This window comes from uncultured Bacteroides sp., assembly GCF_910586915.1.
GTDB lineage: Bacteria > Bacteroidota > Bacteroidia > Bacteroidales > Bacteroidaceae > Bacteroides.
This window is the reverse complement of the sequence record NZ_CAJULN010000007.1, coordinates 48,005-71,925: the sequence shown is the minus strand read 5'-3', so window position 1 is coordinate 71,925 and position 23,921 is coordinate 48,005. Positions and strand designations below refer to the sequence as shown.

Here is a 23,921-nt window from a genome sequence, read left to right as displayed (position 1 = left end):
CCTGAGTTTCTTTATGAAATCGGAATAACTGCATAATGAAAGATTATGTTATCTGCATGGCTTCTCCGTTGGTGGGAAGCCATGCAGAATGAATAGCTAAAACTTCGTAATATCAATCTCCGCATATTTGATACGCTGGCGTCGCCAAGTATATACCGTATGCAACTTTCCATCCTTTCCCTCAATGATGGAGGGATAAGAATACTGGCTGATTGGGCTCTCCTCCAGGGTAAGCACAGGCTTCCAGTCGAGTCCGTCGTCCGATATAGCTATGCAGAGGGGCGTGCGGGGACCTTTCGGTGTACCGGACAGTGTAGCGAAATTGTTGTAGATAAGCACGTGCCGGCCGTCTTTCAGAGTCACGGCATCCGTACCGGAATTGTTGTTCGGCACATTCAGCAGAGTCACTTTGCTCCATGTGCTTCCGTTGTCATTGCTCCAGGCAGTCGCTACCTGCGCGTTGCGTGTCCGGCAGAGAATCTGTAACCTTCCGTCTTTATGCTTCAGGATGCTGGGCTGTATGGCATATATCGGTCGGGCGCCTTTTTCCCGGATGGTTTCCCCGCCTTCCTGGTCGTCCGCGTTGATTCCTCCCGATTTGCGGTGCTGCGTCGGCACGGACAGTTCGGCCTCCAATGGGCCTGCCATCTTCCAAGTCTTTCCTTTGTCGTCGGAAATCTCGAAATGAACGCGCCAGCCTTCACTCCCTTCCGTACTGGAAGGACAGATGATACGTCCGCCGACGTACTCCGGCTTGTTCTTAATCGGGCCTAAGAAACCTTTCGGAAGAGGTTCGCGTTTGCTCCAAGTCTTTCCTCCGTCGCGCGAGCGGACCAGCCAACCCGTCCAGTCGCTCACTTTCAGACCGATTTTGTAGAAGAGAATCAGCTCGCCGCCGGGGACTTGGAAGAGTACCGGATTCCAGCAGGCTTTCCGGCGGGCAATGATTCTTCCGCCGGCATCCTTCACAGGCGTACAGGTAGAATCAATTCCCGCCAAGACGGCTTGCGGGTCTTTGAGTGCAAACACGCCGTCGGCGGCAAGCTGGGGAGCCGTCCACGTTTCGGCTCCTTTCGGTTTGCGGCACACCCAAATGCAACAGTCGGGGTTGCGCTCTTTGGTGCCGCCGAAGAAGGATGCAACGAGGTCGCCGTTCTTCGTCTCTGCGATGGTGGCTCCGTGGCATTCGGGAAAAGAGGCCTTTTCGTACAGGAACTCATCGCTCAAGATGGCACTATCTTTAGTCGGTATGTCTACACTGAAATGATAGCTTCCCGAGCCTATTTTCTCTTTCCTTCCGTCTGGCAGATACACTTTGCCTGTAGTGTTGGCAGGCAGTTCGATGTCCCATTCCAGACGGGTGGGCGTTTTGTTCCATCGGCTGGTTATTTTTCCGTAGATGCTCGTGTAAGAGGCATCCACCTTGCTTAGCTCCTGGATGTCGAAAGCCGGCTGGAAGACAATATGCTTGTAACCGGATTTCCAACGGTCGGCACGGATACTTGCTAAGTTATTGAAACACCACGGCAACAAGTCGCCCAGGAGCATCACATGATTGCCACTGTTCATCTCGGGATTTGCCGTATCGCCGTTCCACAACTCCCAGATGGTGGTAGCACCTTTCTCAATCATGTATCCCCACGAAGGATAGGTCTTGTTGGTGGCAAGCAGGTAAGCGACATCGGCATGACCGCGACGGCTCAGTTCGCGCAGCAGCCATTGCACGCCTATCACTCCGGTGCTGATGTGCCCTTTGTTGGTGCTGATGATGGAGGCTACGGCATTCTTGGCTACCTCTTCGATGTAGTTCTTCGGAACCAGCCCGAAAGCAAGCGGCAGGATATTGGCGGTGACCGTATTGTTGCCGTAATAGATGCTGTCCGGATACAACGTGTGTCCCGGCACGGGAGACGTTCCCTCTTTGATATGTAGGAAACGGGCGTTGAAGGCATCCTTCATGCGGTGTTCCAACTCTTCCCATTCTTCCGCTTCAGCCTTTAACCCTTGCAGGGTGGCGAAGCGATGCATCAGTTGCAGTATTTTCAGGTAGTAGGCGGTGGCAATGAGCGAACCGTCCGTTTTGCGGGCGGGGTCTTTGCTGTGGATAAGTTCCAGTGATTCGGGCGGTACGCACCAGTCGCCGTATTTGTCTTTGGTGATGATGTAATCCGTTGTCATGTAATATTCGCGGATGTGGGACAACCACTTCCTGATGGCGGGATAACTCTTCTCCATCGGACGTCTGTCGCCGTAATTGGTGAAGAGCATATCGCAGGTCATGGGCAACGCTGCGGGCCAGGTCACATTGTCCGAGTAGTAGTTCCAGTAGGCGGGAGCTACGTCGGGGATGCAGCCATCCTCACGCTGTGCTTCGCAGATGTCGCGCGTCCATTTGGCATACAGGGCATGATTGCCGAACAGCATACTCTCGCCCCAGCAACCCATCGTGCGGTCGCCTAACCACGGCTGGCGTTCGTTGCGCTGGGGACAATCCACCGGCATACCTTTGTAATTGCTGCGGATTCCCCAAAAGGCATTGCGGACAATGCTGTTCAATGTTTCGTCGGAACAATGGAAAGAACCCGTATGTTCCATTTCATCCTCTACCACTTCCGCCGTGAAGTCCGTAGCCTTCGCATCGGGATAGCCGCTCACTTCCGCATAACGGAAACCGTGATAGACGAATCGGGGCGCCCAGGTGGCGTCTTTCGGTTCGTGTCCGTTTGCAATATAAATGTCGGTGGAGCGGGCATCGCGCAAGTTGCGGGTGTAGAGCTCGCCGTCCGCCTGCAAGGTCTCTGCAAAACGGAGGCGGATGCTGTCGCCTGCCGCGCCTTTGATGCGGATACGTACCCATCCGGCGATGTTCTGGCCGAAGTCTACAATGTATTTATCGCCGCGCTTGCTAATGGAAACGGGACGTAGCGTGTCTGTAACCTTCATTCCCGGCATCATCTGTGCACGCAAGGTTCCCGAAGGGATGCTTACACGCTGGGCGGGCATCCACAGCTTGTCGTCGTATCCGACGTGTGTCCAGTTGCCCGTCTCTTTGCGTGCATCGTATATTTCGCCGTCGTATTCGTTGTTGCTGCGGATAGGACCTTCGGTAGTCAGCCGCCACGAAGTGTCGGTGGCAATCGTTTCTCTGCTTCCGTCCGTATATTCCACAATCAGGTTAAGACGGAGTTTGGGATAGCCGAAGGTAGGTATCTTATACGGTTTGTAGTTTTGTCGCATCGTGTAGAAACGTCCGTTGCCTAAGGTAACACCTATTGCGTTCTCCTTCCGGAGCTGCGGGGTGACGTCGTAGGTGTTGTAGAGAATGGTTTTCCGATAGTCGGTAGGAGCGGGGGCCAATACTTGGTTGCCGATGCGCTGCCCGTTGATAAACAGTTCGTAGAGTCCCATACCGGCAATGTGCAGGGTGGCGCGTTTCACCTCTTTGTTTAGAGCAAACTCTTTGCGGAGGTAACGGGCGGCAAGGCGGCTCCATTGGGTTTCGCTGTCGCCGGGGGCGGCACGGTCTAAACCAATCCATTGCCCTTGCCAGTCCGTTTCGTTGAGCAGTCCCATACTCCAGCAGGCAGAAGTACTCCAGGCTGTTTCGCCTTTGTCGGTATATACTTTGACTTTCCAGTAGTAGGGAGCATTGCGTTTCAACGATTCTCCCTGGTAAGGAATCCATTGCGAAGCATCCGATTCCACCTTTCCCGAATCCCAGACGTCTCCTTTGTCCTGTGCCAACAGTCCGGGAGAAGATGCGACAAGAATGTGATAGGCTGTCTGCATCACATTCCGTTGGTCCGATTCGATGCGCCAACCCAGTCGGGGCTGGCGCACATCGAGGCCTGAGGGGTTCTTGAGTTGCTCCGTTCTCAGGTCGGTCACGCTGACGGCAGCATACGGCCGGCCGATGGATAACAACAGAACAAAGAACGATAGTATCAATTTATTCATGGGTCATCACAGGATTATTTATCATTGGTATATTTCTGCTGGGCGTCGGGAAGTTCCGTCTGGTGCTTGTCCAGATACTCTTTGCTGCTGTCAGTCACAATCAGGACATGGTCGTTGCCACTGCAATAGCCGCTGTCGTGCTGGAACTTATGCACACCGTTGTCGAACTCGCCGATGTATTCCAGTTTGCCGTCTTTTGCCGTAAACCACCAGGCGTTCTTTTTCGCACCGCTTATTTTACTGAAATCAACCTCCATCGGCCGGCCGGTATAGTTGTACACCATCAGATAGTCGGTGCCTCGTGTAGCGATGGCACGGTCGTAACGTTCGCCGTTGCGTCCGGCGATAACCGATTGGTCGGGCACGCGTTCGAAGAACGGGAAGGTAAGCATCAGGTTCTTCAGGTGCTTCATTTGGTTGTATCCGGGGTCGTTCAGTGCGTCGTACCACGGCTTTTTGGCTCCGTAAGCACCGCCTACACCCGGTTTGATAAACTGCATGATGGAATTGTGTCCGTAGGTATGTCCGAAAGCACCTGCAAATACAGACCAGTAAGCATAGCGGCGCACGTCGTAGTCTTTCCACAACAGTTCGTTTTCATCGTGCAATCCGTGAGGAATATCTTCGTAGATGGGCTCTCCGTCGATGACAGGTTTCATCGGTTTCATGGCCATGCTGCGTTCTACGAAACGCCAGTTGTCCTCTTCCGTGTTCTCCTCGATGGGGTAGTCGCCGTCGCCAAAGCGTTGTCCGTAACGGCGGTGGCCGCTTTGGAACATATTGAAGTCGAGCCAGGAAGCGTTGTTGAACCAAGTTGCCGAAGTGGTTCTGCCGCGCGGATGGAAAGTCATCAGATGGTTCTTGTCGATGGCTTTGATAGAGGTGGCAAGTGCTTCCCATTCGGCGGTTTTCACGTCACCGCGAATGTCGCCGCCGATAAACCAGATGATGTTCGGCTCGTCCTTGTAACGTTCTGCCAGGAACTTGCCGTAGGCCTTCGCCTGTTCTACGGTCATCTCGCCACGGTTGACGGGACTTCCCCAAATACACACCATACCGATGTACAATCCTTTTCGGGCTGCCGTGCGGATGATGTAATCCATGTGGTCCCAATAACCGTAGACACCTTTCTGATTGATGTTCTTGAAGTTATATCCGTCCGGAAGGGAGTATTGTCCGTAGATGTTCATCGACGGCACGTTGTTCATGGTCTGCACTTGAATCACGTTGTATCCGCGTCGTTTGCATTGTTCCAGGTAATATTCGGCTTCGTCGCGGTTCAGCCTTTCGGGAAGTAGCCATCCCGTTTCGCCGAGCCAGAAGAAGGGAGTGCCGTTTTCATGTTTCAGGTAGCGTCCCTCTTCGGAAACAAGGAGCTTGCCATTGCTCCAGGGGATATACGTCTTTTGCGTTTTCTTCTGTGCTGCTGCGGAGGTAGCCAGCGTCAGTAACAGCAACAGGAAAGGAAGAGTCTTAAGTTTTCTCATTGTATTTTTATTGTTTTAGTTAATCTGTGGTGAATACTACTTTCTCATATTCGATAGCGGCCAAGATAAAAGCTCCTACCGACTTCGGATCGTTTTCGATAATCGGCTCGCTGATGTAATATTCGAATGAACCGTCGCGGTATCTTTTGGAGTCTCCGCCCAGTCCGGCGACTGCGCAGCAGTTGGTGATGGTGTAGCTGCCGTTTTCTTCGAGGCGGATGAAGGTGTTGACCATGCCGTTGAAGGCTTTCCGTACAGGTTCGATATATTCATTGCCGATATAACCTTTGTTGATGGCTTTGGCAAGAGTGTAGACAAAGAGTGCGGTTGCCGAAGACTCGAGGTAATTTCCTTCGCGTGCTCCCTGGTCGGTCACCTGATACCACGTGCCGGATTGTGCATCCTGGTATTTCACCAATGTGCCTGCCAACTTTTGAAGCACTTGTATGACGCTGTCGCGTCCGGCAGTCTCCTGCGGCAGATAGTCGAGCACGTCGACAATGGCTGCGCCGTACCATCCGATGCTGCGGCTCCAGAAGTTGGGCGAACAGCCTGTTTCGGGATTCGCCCATTGCTGAGTGCGGCTTTCGTCCCAGCCGTGGTAGTAAAGTCCCGTTGCCGGATTGTAAGTCTTGCGGCTGATGAGAAGAATCTGCCCGACCGCTTCGTCGAACAGTTCCGGTTCGTTGAAGGTAGCGCCGTATTGAGCCAGATAGGGAGAAGCCATGAAGATTCCGTCCAGCCACATCTGATGCGTGTATTTCAGCTTGTGCCAGAATCCGCCTTCGCTTGTGCGGGGGTGTTCCGTCATTTGTTTGCGTAGGGTATCCATCGCTACTTTATAACGTGGGTCTCCTGTCTGTGCGTAGAGGTCGAAAAGGATTTTCCCGCCGTTCACATTGTCAATGTTGAAGGAGAGATATTTCATCGTTTTGATGCGTCCGCTTTCGTCAATCAGGCTGTCGGCATAGATTTTCGCATACTTGTAATATGTGCTGTCGCCCGTGTGTTTCCATATCTCCAGCATCGACTTTACAACAAGTCCGTGGGTATATCCCCAGCGTGGTTTCTTGGCTTTCTCAATCATCCAGGGTTCGGCGAAACGTTTCATTTCGGAGCGTGCCATACGCTCGCTCCACTTTTCCGTTTCTACTTTTTGAGGCGCCGTGCAGGCAATGAGGCAGGCTGCTCCGCAGGCGACAATCAGTTTTGATAAATGTCTGTTCATATAGGTTGAGTTATTATTTTCCGGTCAATACATATTCCTGTCCTGCTTGGGTAGGCAGGTCATACAAAAAGGTTTCTGCAACGGTCACTTTGTTCAAGTCGGCTTTTTTGCTGATAAGCGGCTCACGGATGGAAGGAACGGCATAGAGAGGATTCGGATTTTCTCCTTTGGCACGTTTCAGTCCTTTGCCCGTCAACGGGGTGAGCGAGCGCAGACGACAGTTGCCACCTTTATGGGATTTGATAACCAAACGGTTTACTTTTCCCTCTTTCCAACTTAAATCGAGTTCGAAACCGCCACGGGCAATCATTCCCTTGACCGAACCTTCCTTCCAAAGCACAGGCAGTGCGGGAAGCAGGTAAATAAAACCATCGTAGCTCTGCATCAGCATTTCGGCTATTCCGGCGATACAGCCGAAGTTGCCGTCAATCTGGAAAGGCGGATGCGCATCGAACAGGTTAGGATAGGTTCCTCCTTTTTTCTTTTCGTTGCGTACGAGGGTCAGTTGGTCGGTTATCAGTTTGTAGGCATGGTTGCCGTCGAGCAGGCGTGCCCAAAGACAAACCTTCCATCCCATACTCCAGCCGGTCGACGGGTCGCCACGGTGAATGAGCGAAGTGCGTGCGGCGTCGAATAATTCGGGAGTGCGGTATGGAGAAATCTGATTGCTCGGGAATAGTCCGTACAAATGAGACAGGTGGCGATGCACGTCGTCCGGCTGGTCCCAGTCGGTCATCCATTCTTGCAGTTGCCCCCAGCGTCCTACTTGCATGGGGGGCATTTCCTGAATGCGCTGTTTCAGGCGGGCGGCAAATTCTTTGTCGGTATCCAATACTTCGGAGGCGGAGATAATCGCTGTCCAAAGGTCGAAGATTAATTGATTGTCCATTGTGCATCCGGCGGCCGTAGTCGCTTTGCCGTTACTGCCTGCGTGCACATTCTCGGGAGAGTTGCTCGGACATACCACCAACCAGCCGTGCACAGGCTCTTTCACCATGATTTCATCAAAGAAACCTCCCGCTTCTTTAAGGATAGGATAAACGGAACGCAGGAATTCCACGTCGCCCGTATAAAGGTAGTGCTCCCAAAGGTGGCGGCAAAGCCACGCTCCGCCACTCGGCCACATACCCGACGGTGCTTTGTCGATGGCTCCTGTGACACGCCATATGTCCGTATTGTGGTGCAGCACCCATCCGTTGGCTCCATACATGATTCTGGCAGTTTCCTTTCCTGTTTTGCTCACTTCTCTTATCAGCCGGAAGAGTGGCTCGTTCAGTTCGCTCAGGTTGGCGACTTCGGAAGGCCAGTAGTTCATCTCCAGATTGATGTTGCAGGTATATTTGCTGTCCCACGAGGGAAACAACTTGTCGTTCCAGATACCTTGCAGGTTTGCCGGCTGTCCGCCCGGCTGGGAGGAACAGATAAGCAGGTAGCGTCCGAATTGAAAATAGGTGGCAACCAGGTGGGCATCGTTTGTCTCTTTGAAATTCTCCACCCGTTTGTCGGTGGGTATGTTTGGGTATTGGTCTTTTCCTAAGTCCAAAGATACCCGGTTCAGGTAGTTGCGGTAGAAATCGGTGTGGCTCTTCTTGGCTTCCTTGAAAGAATGCATCGTTGATTTCGCGAGGTAATCTTTGGCACGTTCCACCTGGTTGGCGGTAATGTCGAGATAATTGTTGAAATTGGTGGCAATGGATACATAGATAATGGCTTCATCGGCTCCTTCGACAGACAGTACGCCGTCGGTACAGGCAATCTTGCCGCCGTTGTTTATAGCCGTCAGCCTGCCTTGAAACTCTACTTTTCCTTTGAGTCCCTCATGCCATGAAGAGACTCCGGAGAGTGTGGCGCAATTTCCCTCTTCGGAAGCGATTGTCACATCCTGGTGGGGGGAAGTGAGTTGTGCATTGAAGGTGATTTGTCCGGGCCGGTTGGCAGTAAGCCTGACCATGACCACCTGGTCGGTAAAGGAAGTGATGACCTCGCGCTTATATTGCACGCCGTCTACTTTGTAACGGACGATGGCGCGTGCCGAATCCAGACTTAGCTCGCGGTAATAATCCGTATAACGCGTATGTCCAGGGAAAGCGATTCGCAGGTCGCCGAAACTTTGGTAGGGCATACCCGAGTTGGTCTTTGCCATTACTTTCTCCGTGGCAAGCGTCTGTGCTTCGAGATATTTGCCGGCAAATACCAGTTCGCGTACTTTGGGGATATACTCCAACGCGTTGGGATTGGCGTTGCTGTTGGGGCGTCCTGCCCAAATGGTTTCTTCGTTCAGTTGTATCTGTTCGGTAGCAGGTGTTCCGTACACCATTGCTCCCAAACGCCCGTTGCCTAAGGGAATAGCTTCTGTCCATACCTGTGCGGGGTGGTCGTACCACAGTTTGTATTCCTGCACGGAGGCTTTCTCTTGTGCAGACACACAGCCCGCAGCCGCCATTGCAAGCAAATATCCGATGAATCTTCTTTTAGTCATTGTCCGATTACTTTTATACTTTTATAAAAGGACGGTCGGAAAAGACTTTTGTACCCATACGGTCGGAAACATCTTTCGGAGAAATGCTCCGATGTTGCTCTCTGCATCCGGATATCCGTCTGCGGGGCGGGAGATGGCTACTTATTGCACAAGTATCTTTTCCACGGGCTGTTGCTTGGTGGAGTCTAAAGGTTCCGCATGATATTGGACGGTTGCAAAGTCGATTGAATGTAAATCGATGCTGCGTATGCGGCTATTGTACATGGTGCGGTAATAAATGACACGGTTGCCCATATCAGTAGCCGAAGTCCACTGGGTGGCACTCGGGATATCGGCGGGTATTTTCCCCGGTTCAAACTCTATTCCGATAGGAATATCGAAGTTGTTTAGTATCTGAAAGCATTGGAGCACGGTTTCAAGAGCAGTGGTTTGCCGGGGAGCCGTCGTTTGATAAAAGGCGGCACGCACAAAACGCGAAGGCGGCGTCACATCTCCGGGAATACCTAAGAAACCGCTGCCCGAACCGAAAGCACTTAGTTCAATATCGCCTTGAAGATGCGTCGGTGCAGTGCCGGGGAAGAGGTTGACATAGTTGTTCAGATTCGTCAACTGCCACTCAAAACCGGGGGAGTTGGTAAGCACTCCCAATTTGTTTTCGTAAAAGTGAGGGGTCGCCTTTGTGATTTCCAGTACCAATTGACATCCGGATGCGTCGGCAAAACGCCAGTGGACGGTAGATGCATAGGCAACGATATTGATAACGCGTACCTTCTGTACCGCTTCTTTCACCTCTTCCACCGTTTTGCATTCGCCCAACAGCCACGATACGAGTTGCAGGTCGGAAATGGATTTTTCTTTCTCTGCCGGATTGTATTTCTCATATTCGCCGTAGTTCGGGAAATAGAACAAACCTGCCGACAGTCCGGCTTCGTTCAGTCCTTCGGCTATAAATTCTTCTTGTTCGACGGCAAACCCCACGTAACCGTAACGGGCGACGTAGGACATTCCATTCCTGCCTTCGGGGGTAAACGAACGTCCAGCGTGTCCTCGCGGCACAACGACGTATTGACTGTTGAGGTTGCTTCCGCCCCATTCGATGGTGCGTGCAACGATGGTAGAGTCATTTTTGCTTTTCAATGTAATGCCGGTACAGGCTTCTGTGGGAGAAGGAGCCAAAGAGACAAGCACTCCGGCAATGGCTGCCAACTTAACTGATAAATTCTTCTTCATAAATAATTGTTTTTTCTTTAAAACAAACAAGACGAATGATAAGTTTAAGCGGCGGATGTCTCACTTTTGTCGAATTGAGTACAAAATACGGATAATTACGTCTTTCCCCAAGATGCAATGTGAATTATAAAATTATCCATATTCAATGAAACAGATAAAGTTGCTACTTCTTTTAGCTTCCGTTCCCGTCGCGGGAGCATTCGCGCAGAGTAACGGACTGACGGATATGAGTCAGAGCCGTTTTGCTAAAATGTCCAATACCGGAATGAATGCCGTACATTGGACAGACGGATTTTGGGGAGACCGTTTTAATGTATTTAGCAAGACTTCCTTGCAAAGTATGTGGAATACGTGGAATACACCGGAAATCTCGCACGGCTTCCGTAATTTTGAGATTGCGTCCGGTGCGTGTAAAGGAGAACATTGGGGGCCGCCGTTCCACGACGGAGATATGTACAAATGGATGGAAGGGGTCGCTTCGGTTTATGCCGTCAATAAAGACCCGGAGTTGGATAAGTTAATGGATTGCTTTATCGCCTGCGTTGTAAAGTCTCAGCGTGCAGACGGTTATATTCATACGCCCGTTATCATTGAGGAACTGAATAAGGGGATTGATTCCCATGCGTCGGACAACGGACATAAGCAGACTGTAATTGGTACGAAAGTAGGTGAGAAAGATGAAAAAGGGGCTTTTGCCAACCGTTTGAATTTTGAAACTTATAATTTGGGACACTTGATGATGGCCGGGATTGTTCATCGCCGTGCCACCGGAAAGAACACTCTTTTCGATGCTGCCGTAAAGGCGACGGACTTCCTTTGCCACTTTTACGAAACGGCTTCTGCCGAATTGGCACGCAATGCTATTTGTCCTTCTCATTATATGGGAGTGGTCGAGATGTATCGTGCCACTGGGAATCCCCGTTATTTGGAGCTTTCCAAGAATCTGATTGACATTCGCGGTATGGTAGAAAATGGAACGGATGATAACCAAGACCGCATTCCTTTCCGTGAGCAGTATCGTGCGGTGGGTCACGCTGTACGTGCCAATTATCTGTATGCTGGAGTGGCAGACGTATATGCGGAGACAGGAGAATCGCAGTTGATGAAGAACCTGACAAGCATATGGAACGACATTGTTACCCGCAAAATGTACGTGACTGGAGCTTGTGGAGCACTTTACGATGGAACATCGCCCGATGGTACGTGTTACGAGCCGGATAGCATTCAGAAAGTACATCAGAGTTACGGCCGTCCTTACCAGTTGCCCAACAGTACCGCACATAATGAAACCTGTGCCAATATCGGTAATATGTTGTTCAACTGGCGGATGTTGGAGGTGACCGGTGATGCAAAATATGCCGACCTTGTAGAGACCTGTTTGTACAATAGCGTACTGAGCGGAATCAGTTTGGATGGCAAGAAGTATTTTTATACCAATCCGTTGCGTATCAGTGCCGACTTGCCTTATACGCTTCGCTGGCCGAAAGAACGGACAGAATATATCAGTTGTTTCTGTTGTCCGCCGAATACATTACGTACGCTTTGTCAGGCGCAGAACTATGCATACACTTTAAGTCCGGAAGGAATTTACTGTAATTTATATGGTGCAAATACATTGGTAACTGATTGGAAGGATAAGGGTGAGATAGCTTTGGTACAGGAGACGGATTATCCCTGGGAGGGCAACGTGCGCGTGACGTTGAATAATGTTCCCCGCAAGGCAGGTGCTTTTTCTCTTTTCCTTCGCATCCCGGAATGGTGCGGAAGAGCTACATTAAAAGTAAACGGCCGGCCGATGCAAATGGATGTAAAAGCGAATACATATGTAGAGGTCAACCGCGTGTGGAAGAAAGGCGATGTGGTAGAGTTGGCGTTGGATATGCCTGTCCGCTTGCTTGAAGCGCATCCGTTGGCAGAAGAAATCCGCAACCAGGTAGTTGTGAAACGAGGTCCGTTGGTCTATTGCCTGGAAAGTATGGATATTGCAGACGGAGCAAAGATTGACAATGTACTGATTCCTGCCGATATTGAATTGACTCCCAAAAGAGTAACAATCGAAGGCAGTTCGATAGTGGCTCTTGAAGGAACGGCACGTTTAGCGTCTCCCGCTTCTTGGGAAGGAGTGCTTTATCGCCCGGTAGCTCAGGCTGAAAGAACTGTGAAGATTCGTCTGATACCTTATTATGCCTGGGGCAACAGGGGAAAGGGAGAAATGACGGTATGGATGCCTTTAACAAGATAGACCATGTTTGAAAAGAGTTTGAAGATAGCTTGTTCATTGCTTGTCGTAAGTTCTACACTGATGGCAGGCGATATATGGGTTTCTCCGAAGGGGAATGATTTCAGTGATGGTACGCAACAAGCACCGAAGGCCACGCTGACCTCAGCTTTGCGGCAGGCACGTGAGTGGCGCCGTATGGGCGACAAGCGTGCCCGGGACGGAATAACCATCTATATGGAAGGCGGAACATACGCATTGCATGAACCTGTTTTTATTCGGCCGGAAGATAGCGGGACAAAAGAATCTCCTACGGTGATTCGTGCCGTATCCAGCAAAGAAGCCATATTAAGCGGAGGAGTGCGTATCCGTCGCTGGAGAAAGCAAGGAAAACTTTGGGTGGCAGATGTGCCGACATTCAACGGACGTCCTCTGGACTTCAGACAGTTGTGGATAAACGGGGCGAAAGCCACCCGTGCCCGCGATGTGGAGGACTTTGAAAAGATGAACCGCATTTGCAGTGTGGACGAGAAGAATGAGATTCTTTACGTTCCGGCAACGGCAGTTCGTAAGCTGATAGATAATAAAGGAACATTGAAAGCCGAATATGCGGAAATGGTACTTCATCAGATGTGGTGTGTGGCAAACCTGCGTATCCGTTCCATTAAGGTTCAAGGAGATAGTGCGGCGGTACGTTTTCATCAGCCAGAAAGCCGGATTCAGTTTGAGCATCCCTGGCCGCGTCCGATGGTCACTGCGAACGGACACAACTCCGCTTTCTATCTGACCAATGCCTGGGAGTTGCTGGATGTTCCGGGAGAATGGTATCATGACATTCATACCCGTAAAATCTACTATTACCCTAAAGACGGAGAGAAGATGCAGGCTGCCGATATGGAAGCTATTATTCCTGCGGTCGAAACATTGGTGCGGGTGGAAGGCACGGCAGACCGTCCTGTCTCTAATATCCGTTTTGAGAGAATTACCTTTTCGCATACCACCTGGATGCGTCCTTCGGAAAAGGGGCACGTCCCCCTTCAGGCAGGTATGTATCTGACGGACGGTTATCGGATAGAACCGAAGATGCAACGCGGCTATCAAAACCATCCGTTGGACAACCAGGGATGGCTGGGACGTCCTGCGGCGGCTGTCCGCATAACGGCGGGACATGGGATTGATTTCGAGCGTTGCCGTTTTGAACATTTAGGTTCTACCGGGCTTGATTACGAAAAAGCCGCACAGGGGGGGACCGTTCGTGGTTGTATTTTCCTTGATATTGCCGGCAACGGTTTGCTTGTAGGCAGCTTTTCGCCGGCTGCACACGAAACACATTTGCCTTACGAGCCTGCCGACCGCCGTGAAATATGCACGCATCAACAAATCGACAACTGTTATTTTATGGAAGTGGGCAATGAGGATTGGGGATGCCTTGCCATTGCTGCCGGATATGTGAGCGGTATCAACATCGAGCATAATGAAATCTGTGAAGTACCGTACAGTGGAATCAGCCTGGGGTGGGGATGGACACAAACGGTAAATTGTATGCGTAACAACAGCGTGCGCGCGAATTTGATTCATCATTATGCAAAGCATATGTACGATGTGGCAGGTATTTACACCCTCGGTTCGCAACCGAAAAGTTATGTGATGGAGAATTGCGTGCATAGTATTTACAAACCAGGCTATGTGCACGATCCGAACCACTGGTTTTATCTCTATACCGACGAAGGCTCTTCATTTATTACCGTACGCGACAATTGGACGGAGGGAGAAAAGTTCCTGCAAAATGCCAACGGTCCCGGAAACGTGTGGGAGAACAACGGCCCGGGAGTAGACAAAGCCGTCAGGGAACGTGCCGGACTGGAGAGTGAATACAAGGAATTATTGAAACTTTGACTCCAAATTGAAGATACGAAATGAAAAAGAAATATAAGATATTACTTGCTGCCTTGTCTTTGGCAAGCAGTACCGTTGCACAGACTTGGATATGGTATCCGGGAGATTATGAAATCTGGTTGGGCAACCAAATGAACAACCGCCGTACGGAGCGTGGTGCTTTCTTCCCGCCTTTTTGGAAGACGGATAGTCATTATGTGGTGGTAGAGTTCAGCAAACAACTGAATCTTGCCGAACCGGAAGAGATTCGGATTGTTGCCGAAGGGAAATACAACATCAAACTGAATGGCAGGCTCCAATTCGGTATGCCCGAAACAATGCGGCTTCCGGCAGGAAAACACAACTTAAACATCAAGGTGTGGAATCAGGAGACTCCACCTGCTGTCTATGTAAAAGGAAAGACCGTAAAGTCCGATTCCTCCTGGCGTGTGACGTATGAGGACAAGGAATGGATTGATGAAAGCGGCAAGGCAAGCGACACTTCCGCCACCGTCTATATGGATGCCGGATGCTGGAACTTTGACGATGCCGCCCAACGTCCTTCCCGGTTTAGGCTGATGCGCCGGCCGCAGCAGCCGGTTGCCCGTACCGAACAACCCGAAGGAGGGTTTTTTTACGATTTTGGGAAAGAGACATTCGGGTTCGTCACACTGAAGAATTTGTCCGGACAGGGTAAAATCGAGCTATACTACGGCGAAAGCCTTGAAGAAGCCAAAGACAAAGCGCATTGCGAAACATTGGACAAATTGCTGCTGGAGCCGGGACAAATCACCGACCTTGCAGTCCGCACTACTTCGCCTTTGCAACATCCTGACAACGCATATACGTTGAAGAACAGCAAGGCTTTCCGTTATGTTTATATTACCCACGAACCGGGTGTGAAGATAGGCGGGGTATCCATGCAATATGAATATCTTCCCGAAGAATACCGTGGCAGTTTTCGATGCAATGACGAAGAGTTAAACCGTATTTGGGAGGTGGGCGCATACACCATGCACCTTACAACCCGCGAATTTTTCATTGACGGCATCAAACGCGACCGTTGGGTGTGGAGTGGCGACGCCATTCAAAGTTACCTGATGAATTATTATCTTTTCTTTGATAGCGAAACTGTCAAACGTACGATTTGGCTGCTTCGTGGCAAAGACCCCGTAACCAGCCATAGCAATACCATCATGGATTATACCTTTTATTGGTTTCTCAGCATCTATGATTATTATATGTATAGCGGCGACTGTCGTTTCGTGAATCAACTTTATCCCCGTATGCAAACCATGATGGATTACGTACTTGGGCGCACTAATGAGAATGGCATGGTAGAGGGGATGGCAGGCGACTGGGTGTTTGTGGACTGGGCAGACGGTTATTTGGATAAGAAAGGAGAGCTCTCCTTTGAACAAATCTTGTTTTGCCGGAGCCTGGAAACGATGGCTTTGTGTGCCGGCCTGGCCGGAGATACGGATGGCAGGCGGAAATATGAGCAACTGACTGCTGCTTTGAAAGCCAAATTAGAACCCGCTTTTTGGAACAGCCGGAAGCAAGCCTTCGTGCACAACCGCGTGAACGGGCAACAGAGCGATGCAGTGACCCGCTATGCGAATATGTTTTCCATATTCTTCCAATATCTGGGTGCAGACAAACAGCAAGCCATCAAACACTCCGTCCTTCTGAACGACAGCATCCTGAAGATAACCACTCCTTATATGCGTTTCTACGAACTCGAAGCCCTATGCGCTCTTGGCGAACAAGAGGCGGTAATGAAGGAAATGAAAGCCTATTGGGGTGGAATGCTGAAAGAAGGCGCGACTTCGTTTTGGGAGAAATATAATCCCGCCGAGAGCGGCACACAACATCTTGCCATGTACGGACGTCCCTACGGAAAGAGCCTGTGCCATGCTTGGGGAGCAAGTCCGGTTTATCTGTTGGGCAAATATTATTTGGGAGTGAAACCCGTAAAAGAAGGTTATAAGGAATTTGCCGTCACCCCAGTCTTGGGAGGATTGAAATGGATGGAAGGCACTGTCCCTACTCCGAACGGCAACATTCATGTCTATATGGATTGCAGGACAATAAAAGTAAAAGCAACGGAAGGTCAGGGGTATCTCACCATCAAAAGCCGTCGCCAACCGAAAGCAAATATAGGAACTGTGCAGAAAGTCTCGGCAGACACATGGCGGCTTTGGATTGATTCGCCGGAAGAAAGAACGGTTACTTATCGCTTGTAATCTATTTGTTGTTCCTGTTCTGGTACATATCATTCATTTCATAGGATGAAACGGTAGTTTCAATGGGTTGAAACTTTTGTTTCCATGCGGTTGAAACTATAGTTTCTTCCCAATGAAACTTTCGTTTCAACCAATCGAAACTGTAGTTTCATGCGGAAGAAACTGATTTGAAACCCGCATCTCTGAGTACAAACAAGCGTTTGTTCCGTCCTTTTCTCAGATAGAAACTGAATTTCCATAATTAACATATATATATCAGAAGAATGAAAAATACCAGATTGTTCATGTTGGCTGCCTGCGCACTCCTATTGACAGCGTGTGGCAGGCAGACAGTGAAAATTATCACTCCGCCCGACGCATCGAACCGCGTCCTGTTTGGGGCGGAGCAGTTACAGGCTACCCTGAATGATGCAGGTTACCAAGTAATGATGCAACAAGGGGACACCACATTCTCCCACCCGGAAATAAAGACGATTCTGCTGACCGAAGTAAATGATACCACACTGAAAAAAGAGGGTTTCCACATTACGACTGCCGGCAATCTTACCACAGTTGCCGGAAAAGACGGCAGTGGCGTCATCTACGGATGCCGTGAACTGATAGACCGCATGAACGGTTCGGAAGGAGAGCTGAACTTTCCGGAAGAGTTGAAAGACAGCCCCGAAATGGTGCTTCGCGGTGCGTGCGTCGGCTTGCAGAAAATGACTTACCTGCCGGGACACGGTGTTTACGAATATCCTTATACTCCCGAAAGTTTCCCGTGGTTCTATGACAAGGAGCAGTGGATAAAATATCTGGATATGTTGGTTGCCAATCGCATGAACTCGCTTTATCTTTGGAACGGACATCCGTTTGCATCGTTGGTGAAGCTGGAAGATTATCCCTTTGCGCTGGAAGTAGACGAGGAGACATTCAAAAAGAACGAAGAGATGTTCTCCTTCCTTACCGCAGAAGCCGATAAGCGCGGTATTTTCGTTATACAGATGTTCTATAACATCCTGCTTTCGAAACCGTTTGCCGAGCACTACGGGCTGAAGACCCAGGACCGCAACCGCCCCATCACCCCGCTGATAGCCGATTACACCCGCAAGAGCATTGCCGCCTTTATCGAGAAGTACCCCAACGTAGGACTGCTGGTCTGCCTGGGCGAAGCGATGTGTACGGTAGAAGACGACGTGGAATGGTTTACCCAAACGATTATCCCGGGAGTAAAGGACGGATTGCAGGCGTTGGGACGGACAGACGAACCGCCGTTGCTGCTGCGTGCGCACGATACGGACTGCAAGCTGGTGATGGATGCCGCCTTGCCTCTATACAAGAATCTCTATACGATGCATAAATACAACGGCGAGTCGCTGACAACCTACGAACCGCGCGGTCCGTGGGCGAAGATTCATACGGATTTGAGCTCTTTAGGCTCCATCCATATCAGCAATGTGCATATCCTGGCAAACTTAGAACCGTTCCGTTGGGGCTCTCCCGATTTTGTTCGGAAAGCCGTGCAGGCCATGCACGACGTACACGGCGCGAATGCCCTGCACCTGTATCCGCAGGCTTCCTATTGGGACTGGCCTTATACTGCCGACAAACTGCCGGAGGGCGAGCGTGAGTTCCAGTTAGACCGCGACTGGATTTGGTATCAGACGTGGGGACGCTATGCCTGGAATTGCCGCCGCGACCGCACGGAGGAAGCCGCTTACTGGAACCGTCAGTTGGCAAAGTTCTACGGAACGTCCGATGAAAATGCAGGCAATATCCGCACGGCTTACGAAGAGAGCGGCGAGATTGCTCCGAAACTGCTCCGCCGCTTCGGTATAACGGAAGGAAACCGGCAGACATTGCTGTTGGGTATGTTTATGAGCCAGCTTGTCAATCCCTACAAATATACCATCTATCCGGGATTCTACGAAAGTTGCGGCCCCGAAGGCGAAAAGCTCATCGAGTATGTAGAGAAAGAGTGGAAAAAACAACCCCACACAGGAGAGCTGCCTTTGGACATTGTGGCGCAAGTGGTGGAACACGGCGACAAGGCAGTGGCGGCAATAGATAAAGCAACCGCCTCCGTTACTTCCAATAAGGAAGAGTTCGCACGTTTGCAGAACGACATACACTGCTATCGCGAATTTGCCTATGCCTTCAATCTTAAAGTGAAAGCAGCGAAATTAGTTTTGGATTATCAGTGGGGAAAAGAGATGAAGAACCTCGAAGCAGCCATTCCCCTCATGGAGCAAAGCCTCGGACACTACCGCAAGTTGGTGGAACTCACAGACGGACATTACCTGTATGCCAACAGTATGCAGACCGCACAACGCCGCATTCCCATCGGCGGAGATGACGGGAAGAACAAAACCTGGAAAGAATTGGCAGTGCACTATGAGAAGGAGTTGGAGAACTTCAAGAACAATCTTCTTCTGTTGAAGGAAAAGCAGCACGGCAATGCCGTTTCCCAAACAGCCGAACCCGCCGCCTGGACGCCTGCCGATGTGAAACTGACCTCCGGCTGTCTCACCGTGAACTTAGACGAAGGAGCCTCCTTGTTTACCGACCTTCCGGGCAAGATAGAAGCGATAGCTCCCGAACTGAAGGGAATGAAAGCATTCCGTTTCAGTGGCAGCAAACAACGCGAGCAGGGAACAAGCATCACCTTTGAAACGAATGCTCCGGTAAAATTGATGGTGGCCTATTTCAAGGACGACCAGAAGAAATATGCCAAAGCTCCGAAATTGGAAACGGACGCTTCCGCCAATGACTACGGACAGGCGGAACCGGTACTGACAAATGCAGTGCGCATCAGCGGAATGCCTTTGGCAAATGTACACGCATACAGCTTCGCGGCAGGAAAACATACACTGATGCTGCCCAAAGGGTATTTGCAAGTGTTAGGATTTACGGCTGCCGACACACAAGCCCGCAATGCCGGGCTTGCCGGAGACGAAGAGACAATGGATTGGCTGTTCTATTAATATCTGACCATGAAAAGAGTATTATTGGCCATCTCCTGCATCGCATTTGCATTGTCTGTTCTTGCGCAACGCAACGTTCCGCAAGAACGGATGAAACAGATTTACGAGGAGGTGAAGACACCTTATAAATATGGACTTGCCGTGGCTCCGGCAGACAATCATCACAAGATTGACTGTCCCACGGTTTTTCGTCACGGCAACAAGTGGCTGATGACTTACGTCGTTTATAACGGCAAAAGCGGAACAGACGGTCGTGGCTACGAGACTTGGATGGCAGAAAGCGACAACCTCCTCGAATGGCGCACCTTAGGACGTATCCTCTCTTATCGGGACGGAAAATGGGATTGTAACCAACGGGGCGGTTTTCCTGCGTTGCCCGATATGGAGTGGGGTGGAAGCTACGGACTGCAAACCTACAAAGGACGCCATTGGATGACTTACATCGGCGGAGAGGGTACCGGCTACGAAGCTGTGAAAGCACCGCTCCACATCGGACTGTCGTGGACAAAGGAGGACATTTCCACTGCCCACGAATGGCGCGCTTCGGACAAACCGATTCTCAGCATCCATGATAAAGATGTCCAGTGGTGGGAGAAGCTCACTCAGTATAAGAGTACGGTCTATTGGGACAAGGACGAGACTTTGGGTGCTCCTTTCGTCATGTTCTACAACGCAGGCGGACACCATCCGGCAACGGGGCTGAAAGGAGAGCGCGTAGGCCTTGCCCTTTCCAAAGACATGAAGTCGTGGAAGCGGTATGCCGGAAATCCCGTCTTTGCCCACGAGGCAGACGGAACCATCACGGGAGACGCGCACATCCAGAAAATGGGGGACCTTTATGTGATGTTCTACTTCTCTGCTTTCGACCCTTCGCGCAAGTACAAGGCGTTCAATACCTTTGCCGCAAGTTACGATTTGGTTCACTGGACGGATTGGACGGGGGCGGACCTGATTGTTCCTTCCAAAAGCTACGACGAGCTGTTCGCCCACAAGAGTTATGTGGTGAAACACGACGGGGTGGTTTATCATTTCTATTGCGCGGTAAATAATGCGGAACAACGGGGTATTGCCATCGCCACAAGCAAACCGATGGGACGCTCGGCAGTCCGTTTTCCCAAACCGGAGACGAAGAACCGCCGCATGATTACGGAATTGAATAAAGGATGGAAAACCTGGTTGACGGAAGCCACTCATCTGAAAGGTTATTTCAGGATGCCGGCAAAGACGGTCGACATCCCTCACAACTGGGACGATTATTACGGATACCACCAGTTGACACACGGAAATATGCACGGCACGGCTATGTATGTGAAAGACTTCACCACGGAAGTAATAGCCGGCAAACGCTATTTTCTTCGTTTTGAGGGAGTAGGAACTTATGCAACTGTCACTTTGAACGGAAAGGATTTCGGTCGTCATCCCGTAGGGCGCACTACTTTGACGTTGGATGTGACCGATGCATTGAAACAGGGAGCCAATACATTGGAAGTGAAAGCCGAACATCCCGAAATGATAGCCGATATGCCCTGGGTATGCGGCGGATGTTCGTCCGAATGGGGATTCAGCGAAGGTTCTCAGCCTATAGGGATTTTCCGCCCTGTCGTGTTGGAAGCTACGGATGAAGTACGCATCGAACCCTTTGGCGTACATATATGGAATGACGACCGCGCGGCAAATGTATTTGTAGAGACGGAGGTAAAGAATTACGGCAATACGGCAGCTACCATCGAAGTGGTGAATAAGTTGAGTGATGCCGACGGCAGACAAGTATTCCGTTTGTCGGAGAAAGTGACTTTAGCGGCGGGAGAAATGAGAGTGATTCGCCAGCAGGCTCCTGTAGAGAAGCCGATATTGTGGGATACGAAGAATCCGTATCTTTATAAATTGGCAAGCATGATTAAACGTGACGCAAAGACAACGGACGAGATAGCGACTTCCTTCGGTATCCGAACCATCAGTTGGCCGGTGAAGAGGAACGACGGTGACGGCCGTTTCTACCTCAACGGGACTCCCGTCTTTATCAATGGTGTCTGCGAGTATGAGCATCAGTTCGGACAAAGTCATGCTTTCAGCAAGGAACAAGTGGCTGCTAGAGTAAAACAGATGCGTGCAGCAGGTTTCAACGCTTTCCGTGACGCCCATCAACCACATCACCTCGATTATCAGAAATATTGGGATAAAGAGGGAATCTTGTTTTGGACACAATTTTCCGCTCACGTATGGTATGATACACCTGAATTTCGTGAGAACTTCAAGAGATTACTTCGTCAATGGGTAAAAGAACGTCGTAATTCTCCGTCGGTAGTGATGTGGGGATTGCAGAACGAAAGTACTTTGCCTCGTGAATTTGCACAGGAGTGCAGTGAGATTATTCGTGAAATGGACCCGACTGCACATACGATGCGTGTTATCACAACTTGTAATGGCGGTGAAGGTACAGACTGGAATGTAATTCAGAACTGGAGCGGTACGTATGGCGGAGATGTGACCAAGTATGGGCGTGAACTCGCTCAATCCAACCAATTATTGAATGGAGAATACGGGGCATGGAGAAGCATAGATTTGCATACAGAGCCCGGAACGTTTGAAGTCAATGGAGTATGGAGCGAAAGCCGTATGTGCCAGTTGATGGAAACTAAGATTCGCTTGGCTGAACAGGCTAAGGATAGTGTCTGCGGACAGTTCCAGTGGATATACAGCAGCCATGACAATCCCGGACGCCGCCAGCCGGACGAAGCCTATCGGAAAATAGACAAAGTAGGGCCGTTTAACTATAAGGGACTGGTGACTCCGTGGGAAGAACCGCTGGACGTATATTATATGTATCGTGCAAACTATGTTCCTGCGGCCAAAGACCCGATGGTTTATCTGGTATCGCATACATGGGCGAACCGTTTTGAGAAAGGACGTCGCCGGGCTACGATTGAAGCGTACAGTAATTGTGATTCCGTACTACTCTATAATGATATGGCGGATGACAAAGTTACTTTCCTCGGACGTAAAAAAAATAATGGCGTAGGCACTCATTTTATGTGGGAGAACCGGGATATCCGTTATAATGTGCTTCGTGCCGTAGGATACTATCAAGGTAAGCTGGTGACAGAAGACATAATTGTGCTTAACGGATTGGAACAAGCCCCTAATTTTAATTCCCTTTATCAGAATGCAAAGCCGATATTGAAAGGAGAAGACGGATATAATTATATCTACCGTATCAACTGTGGCGGAGATGATTATACGGATAGTTTCGGGCAACTGTGGATGCAGGATAATACGAATTATTCCCGCTCGTGGGCAGAAAACTTTAAGGAACTGAATCCTTACCTTGCAAGTCAGCGTACCACTAATGACCCGATTCGGGGAACCCGTGACTGGAAGCTGTTCCAGCATTTCCGTTTCGGACGTCATCAACTGGAATACCGTTTTCCGGTATCAGATGGTACCTATCGCATAGAGCTATATTTCACGGAACCTTGGCATGGAACAGGTGGCAGCGCTTCTACCGATTGCGAAGGGTTACGTATTTTCGATGTTGCCGTAAATGATTCGCTGGTATTGGATGATTTGGACATTTGGGCGGAAAGTGGCCACGACGGGGCATGCAAGAAAGTGGTGTACGCCACAGTAAAAGGTGGAACGTTGAGAATACATTTCCCGGAAGTGAAAGCTGGGCAGGCTTTGCTGTCTGGCATTGCCATTGCTTCTATTAATCCGAATCTGAAACCGGTAATCTTTCCGGCATCCGGCTGGAGTTGGGAAAAAGCCGATAAGGAAGTTATGGAGAAAACTCCGAAAGAACTGCTGCCTGAAGACAAGAATGCCCGCGTTAGCGTGGCTTATGAAGCGGAAACTGCTGCACTGAAAGGCAAATTCCAAAAGAAAGAACATCGTAAGCAGATGGGAGTGTTCTTCGGCAAAGGAAAAGACAATAGTATTGAGTGGAATGTCTCTACTGGGTTGGCTCAAGTCTATGCCCTTCGATTCAAATATATGAATACAAGCGGCAAACCAATCCCTGTATTAATGAAGCTCATTGATGCGAAAGGAGTAGTATTGAAAGAAGATACTCTGACCTTTCCGGAAACACCGGACAAGTGGAAAATGATGAGTACCACTACCGGGACATTTATCAATGCCGGACATTATAAGGTGTTGCTTTCGGCAGAGAACATGGAAGGACTGGCGTTTGACGCATTGGATATTCAATAGCTTTTCTAATGAGTTAATCTGTAAATATA

The 23,921-nt window shown here is 50.1% G+C and carries 10 protein-coding genes; 5 read left to right on the top strand and 5 right to left on the bottom strand.

The window, feature by feature from the left end; translation table 11 throughout:
- Positions 1–96: 96 nt before the first annotated feature.
- From QZ331_RS04680 to QZ331_RS04660, 5 genes are all read right to left on the bottom strand, one after another.
- Positions 97–3,957 (bottom strand): family 78 glycoside hydrolase catalytic domain, encoded by a 3,861-nt coding sequence (locus QZ331_RS04680; protein WP_294628470.1) that lies wholly within the window; start codon positions 3,955–3,957, stop codon positions 97–99.
- 14 nt (positions 3,958–3,971) lie between these two features.
- Positions 3,972–5,444 carry a glycoside hydrolase family 140 protein gene (locus tag QZ331_RS04675; RefSeq protein ID WP_294628468.1) on the bottom strand — a complete coding sequence of 491 codons (1,473 nt, stop codon included), beginning with the start codon at positions 5,442–5,444 and terminating at the stop codon, positions 3,972–3,974.
- Between the two features lie 19 nt (positions 5,445–5,463).
- Complete coding sequence (locus QZ331_RS04670) at positions 5,464–6,672, bottom strand: glycoside hydrolase family 88 protein (protein WP_294628466.1); 1,209 nt, start codon at positions 6,670–6,672, stop codon at positions 5,464–5,466.
- 13 nt (positions 6,673–6,685) lie between these two features.
- Positions 6,686–9,151, bottom strand: coding sequence for a glycoside hydrolase family 95 protein (locus QZ331_RS04665; RefSeq protein WP_294628465.1), 2,466 nt, complete (start codon positions 9,149–9,151; stop codon positions 6,686–6,688).
- Positions 9,152–9,292: 141 nt separating this feature from the next.
- Positions 9,293–10,381, bottom strand: coding sequence for a choloylglycine hydrolase family protein (locus QZ331_RS04660; protein WP_294628463.1), 1,089 nt, complete (start codon positions 10,379–10,381; stop codon positions 9,293–9,295).
- Between the two features lie 145 nt (positions 10,382–10,526).
- Here QZ331_RS04660 and QZ331_RS04655 point away from each other — a divergent pair, with 145 nt between their 5' ends.
- From QZ331_RS04655 to QZ331_RS04635, 5 genes are all read left to right on the top strand, one after another.
- The gene (locus QZ331_RS04655; RefSeq protein WP_294628461.1) at positions 10,527–12,623 is read left to right on the top strand and encodes a glycoside hydrolase family 127 protein; all 2,097 of its coding nucleotides are present in this window, start codon (positions 10,527–10,529) and stop codon (positions 12,621–12,623) included.
- Positions 12,624–12,626: 3 nt separating this feature from the next.
- Positions 12,627–14,495: a right-handed parallel beta-helix repeat-containing protein gene (locus QZ331_RS04650; RefSeq protein WP_294628459.1), complete on the top strand. Its 1,869-nt coding sequence runs from the start codon at positions 12,627–12,629 to the stop codon at positions 14,493–14,495.
- Between the two features lie 20 nt (positions 14,496–14,515).
- Positions 14,516–16,720, top strand: coding sequence for an alpha-L-rhamnosidase C-terminal domain-containing protein (locus QZ331_RS04645; protein ID WP_294628457.1), 2,205 nt, complete (start codon positions 14,516–14,518; stop codon positions 16,718–16,720).
- 263 nt (positions 16,721–16,983) lie between these two features.
- Entirely contained in the window at positions 16,984–19,683 is a 2,700-nt protein-coding gene (locus QZ331_RS04640; protein ID WP_294628455.1) for a glycoside hydrolase family 20 zincin-like fold domain-containing protein, read from the top strand.
- 9 nt (positions 19,684–19,692) lie between these two features.
- Entirely contained in the window at positions 19,693–23,892 is a 4,200-nt protein-coding gene (locus QZ331_RS04635) for a malectin domain-containing carbohydrate-binding protein (RefSeq protein ID WP_294628453.1), read from the top strand.
- Positions 23,893–23,921: the final 29 nt, after the last annotated feature.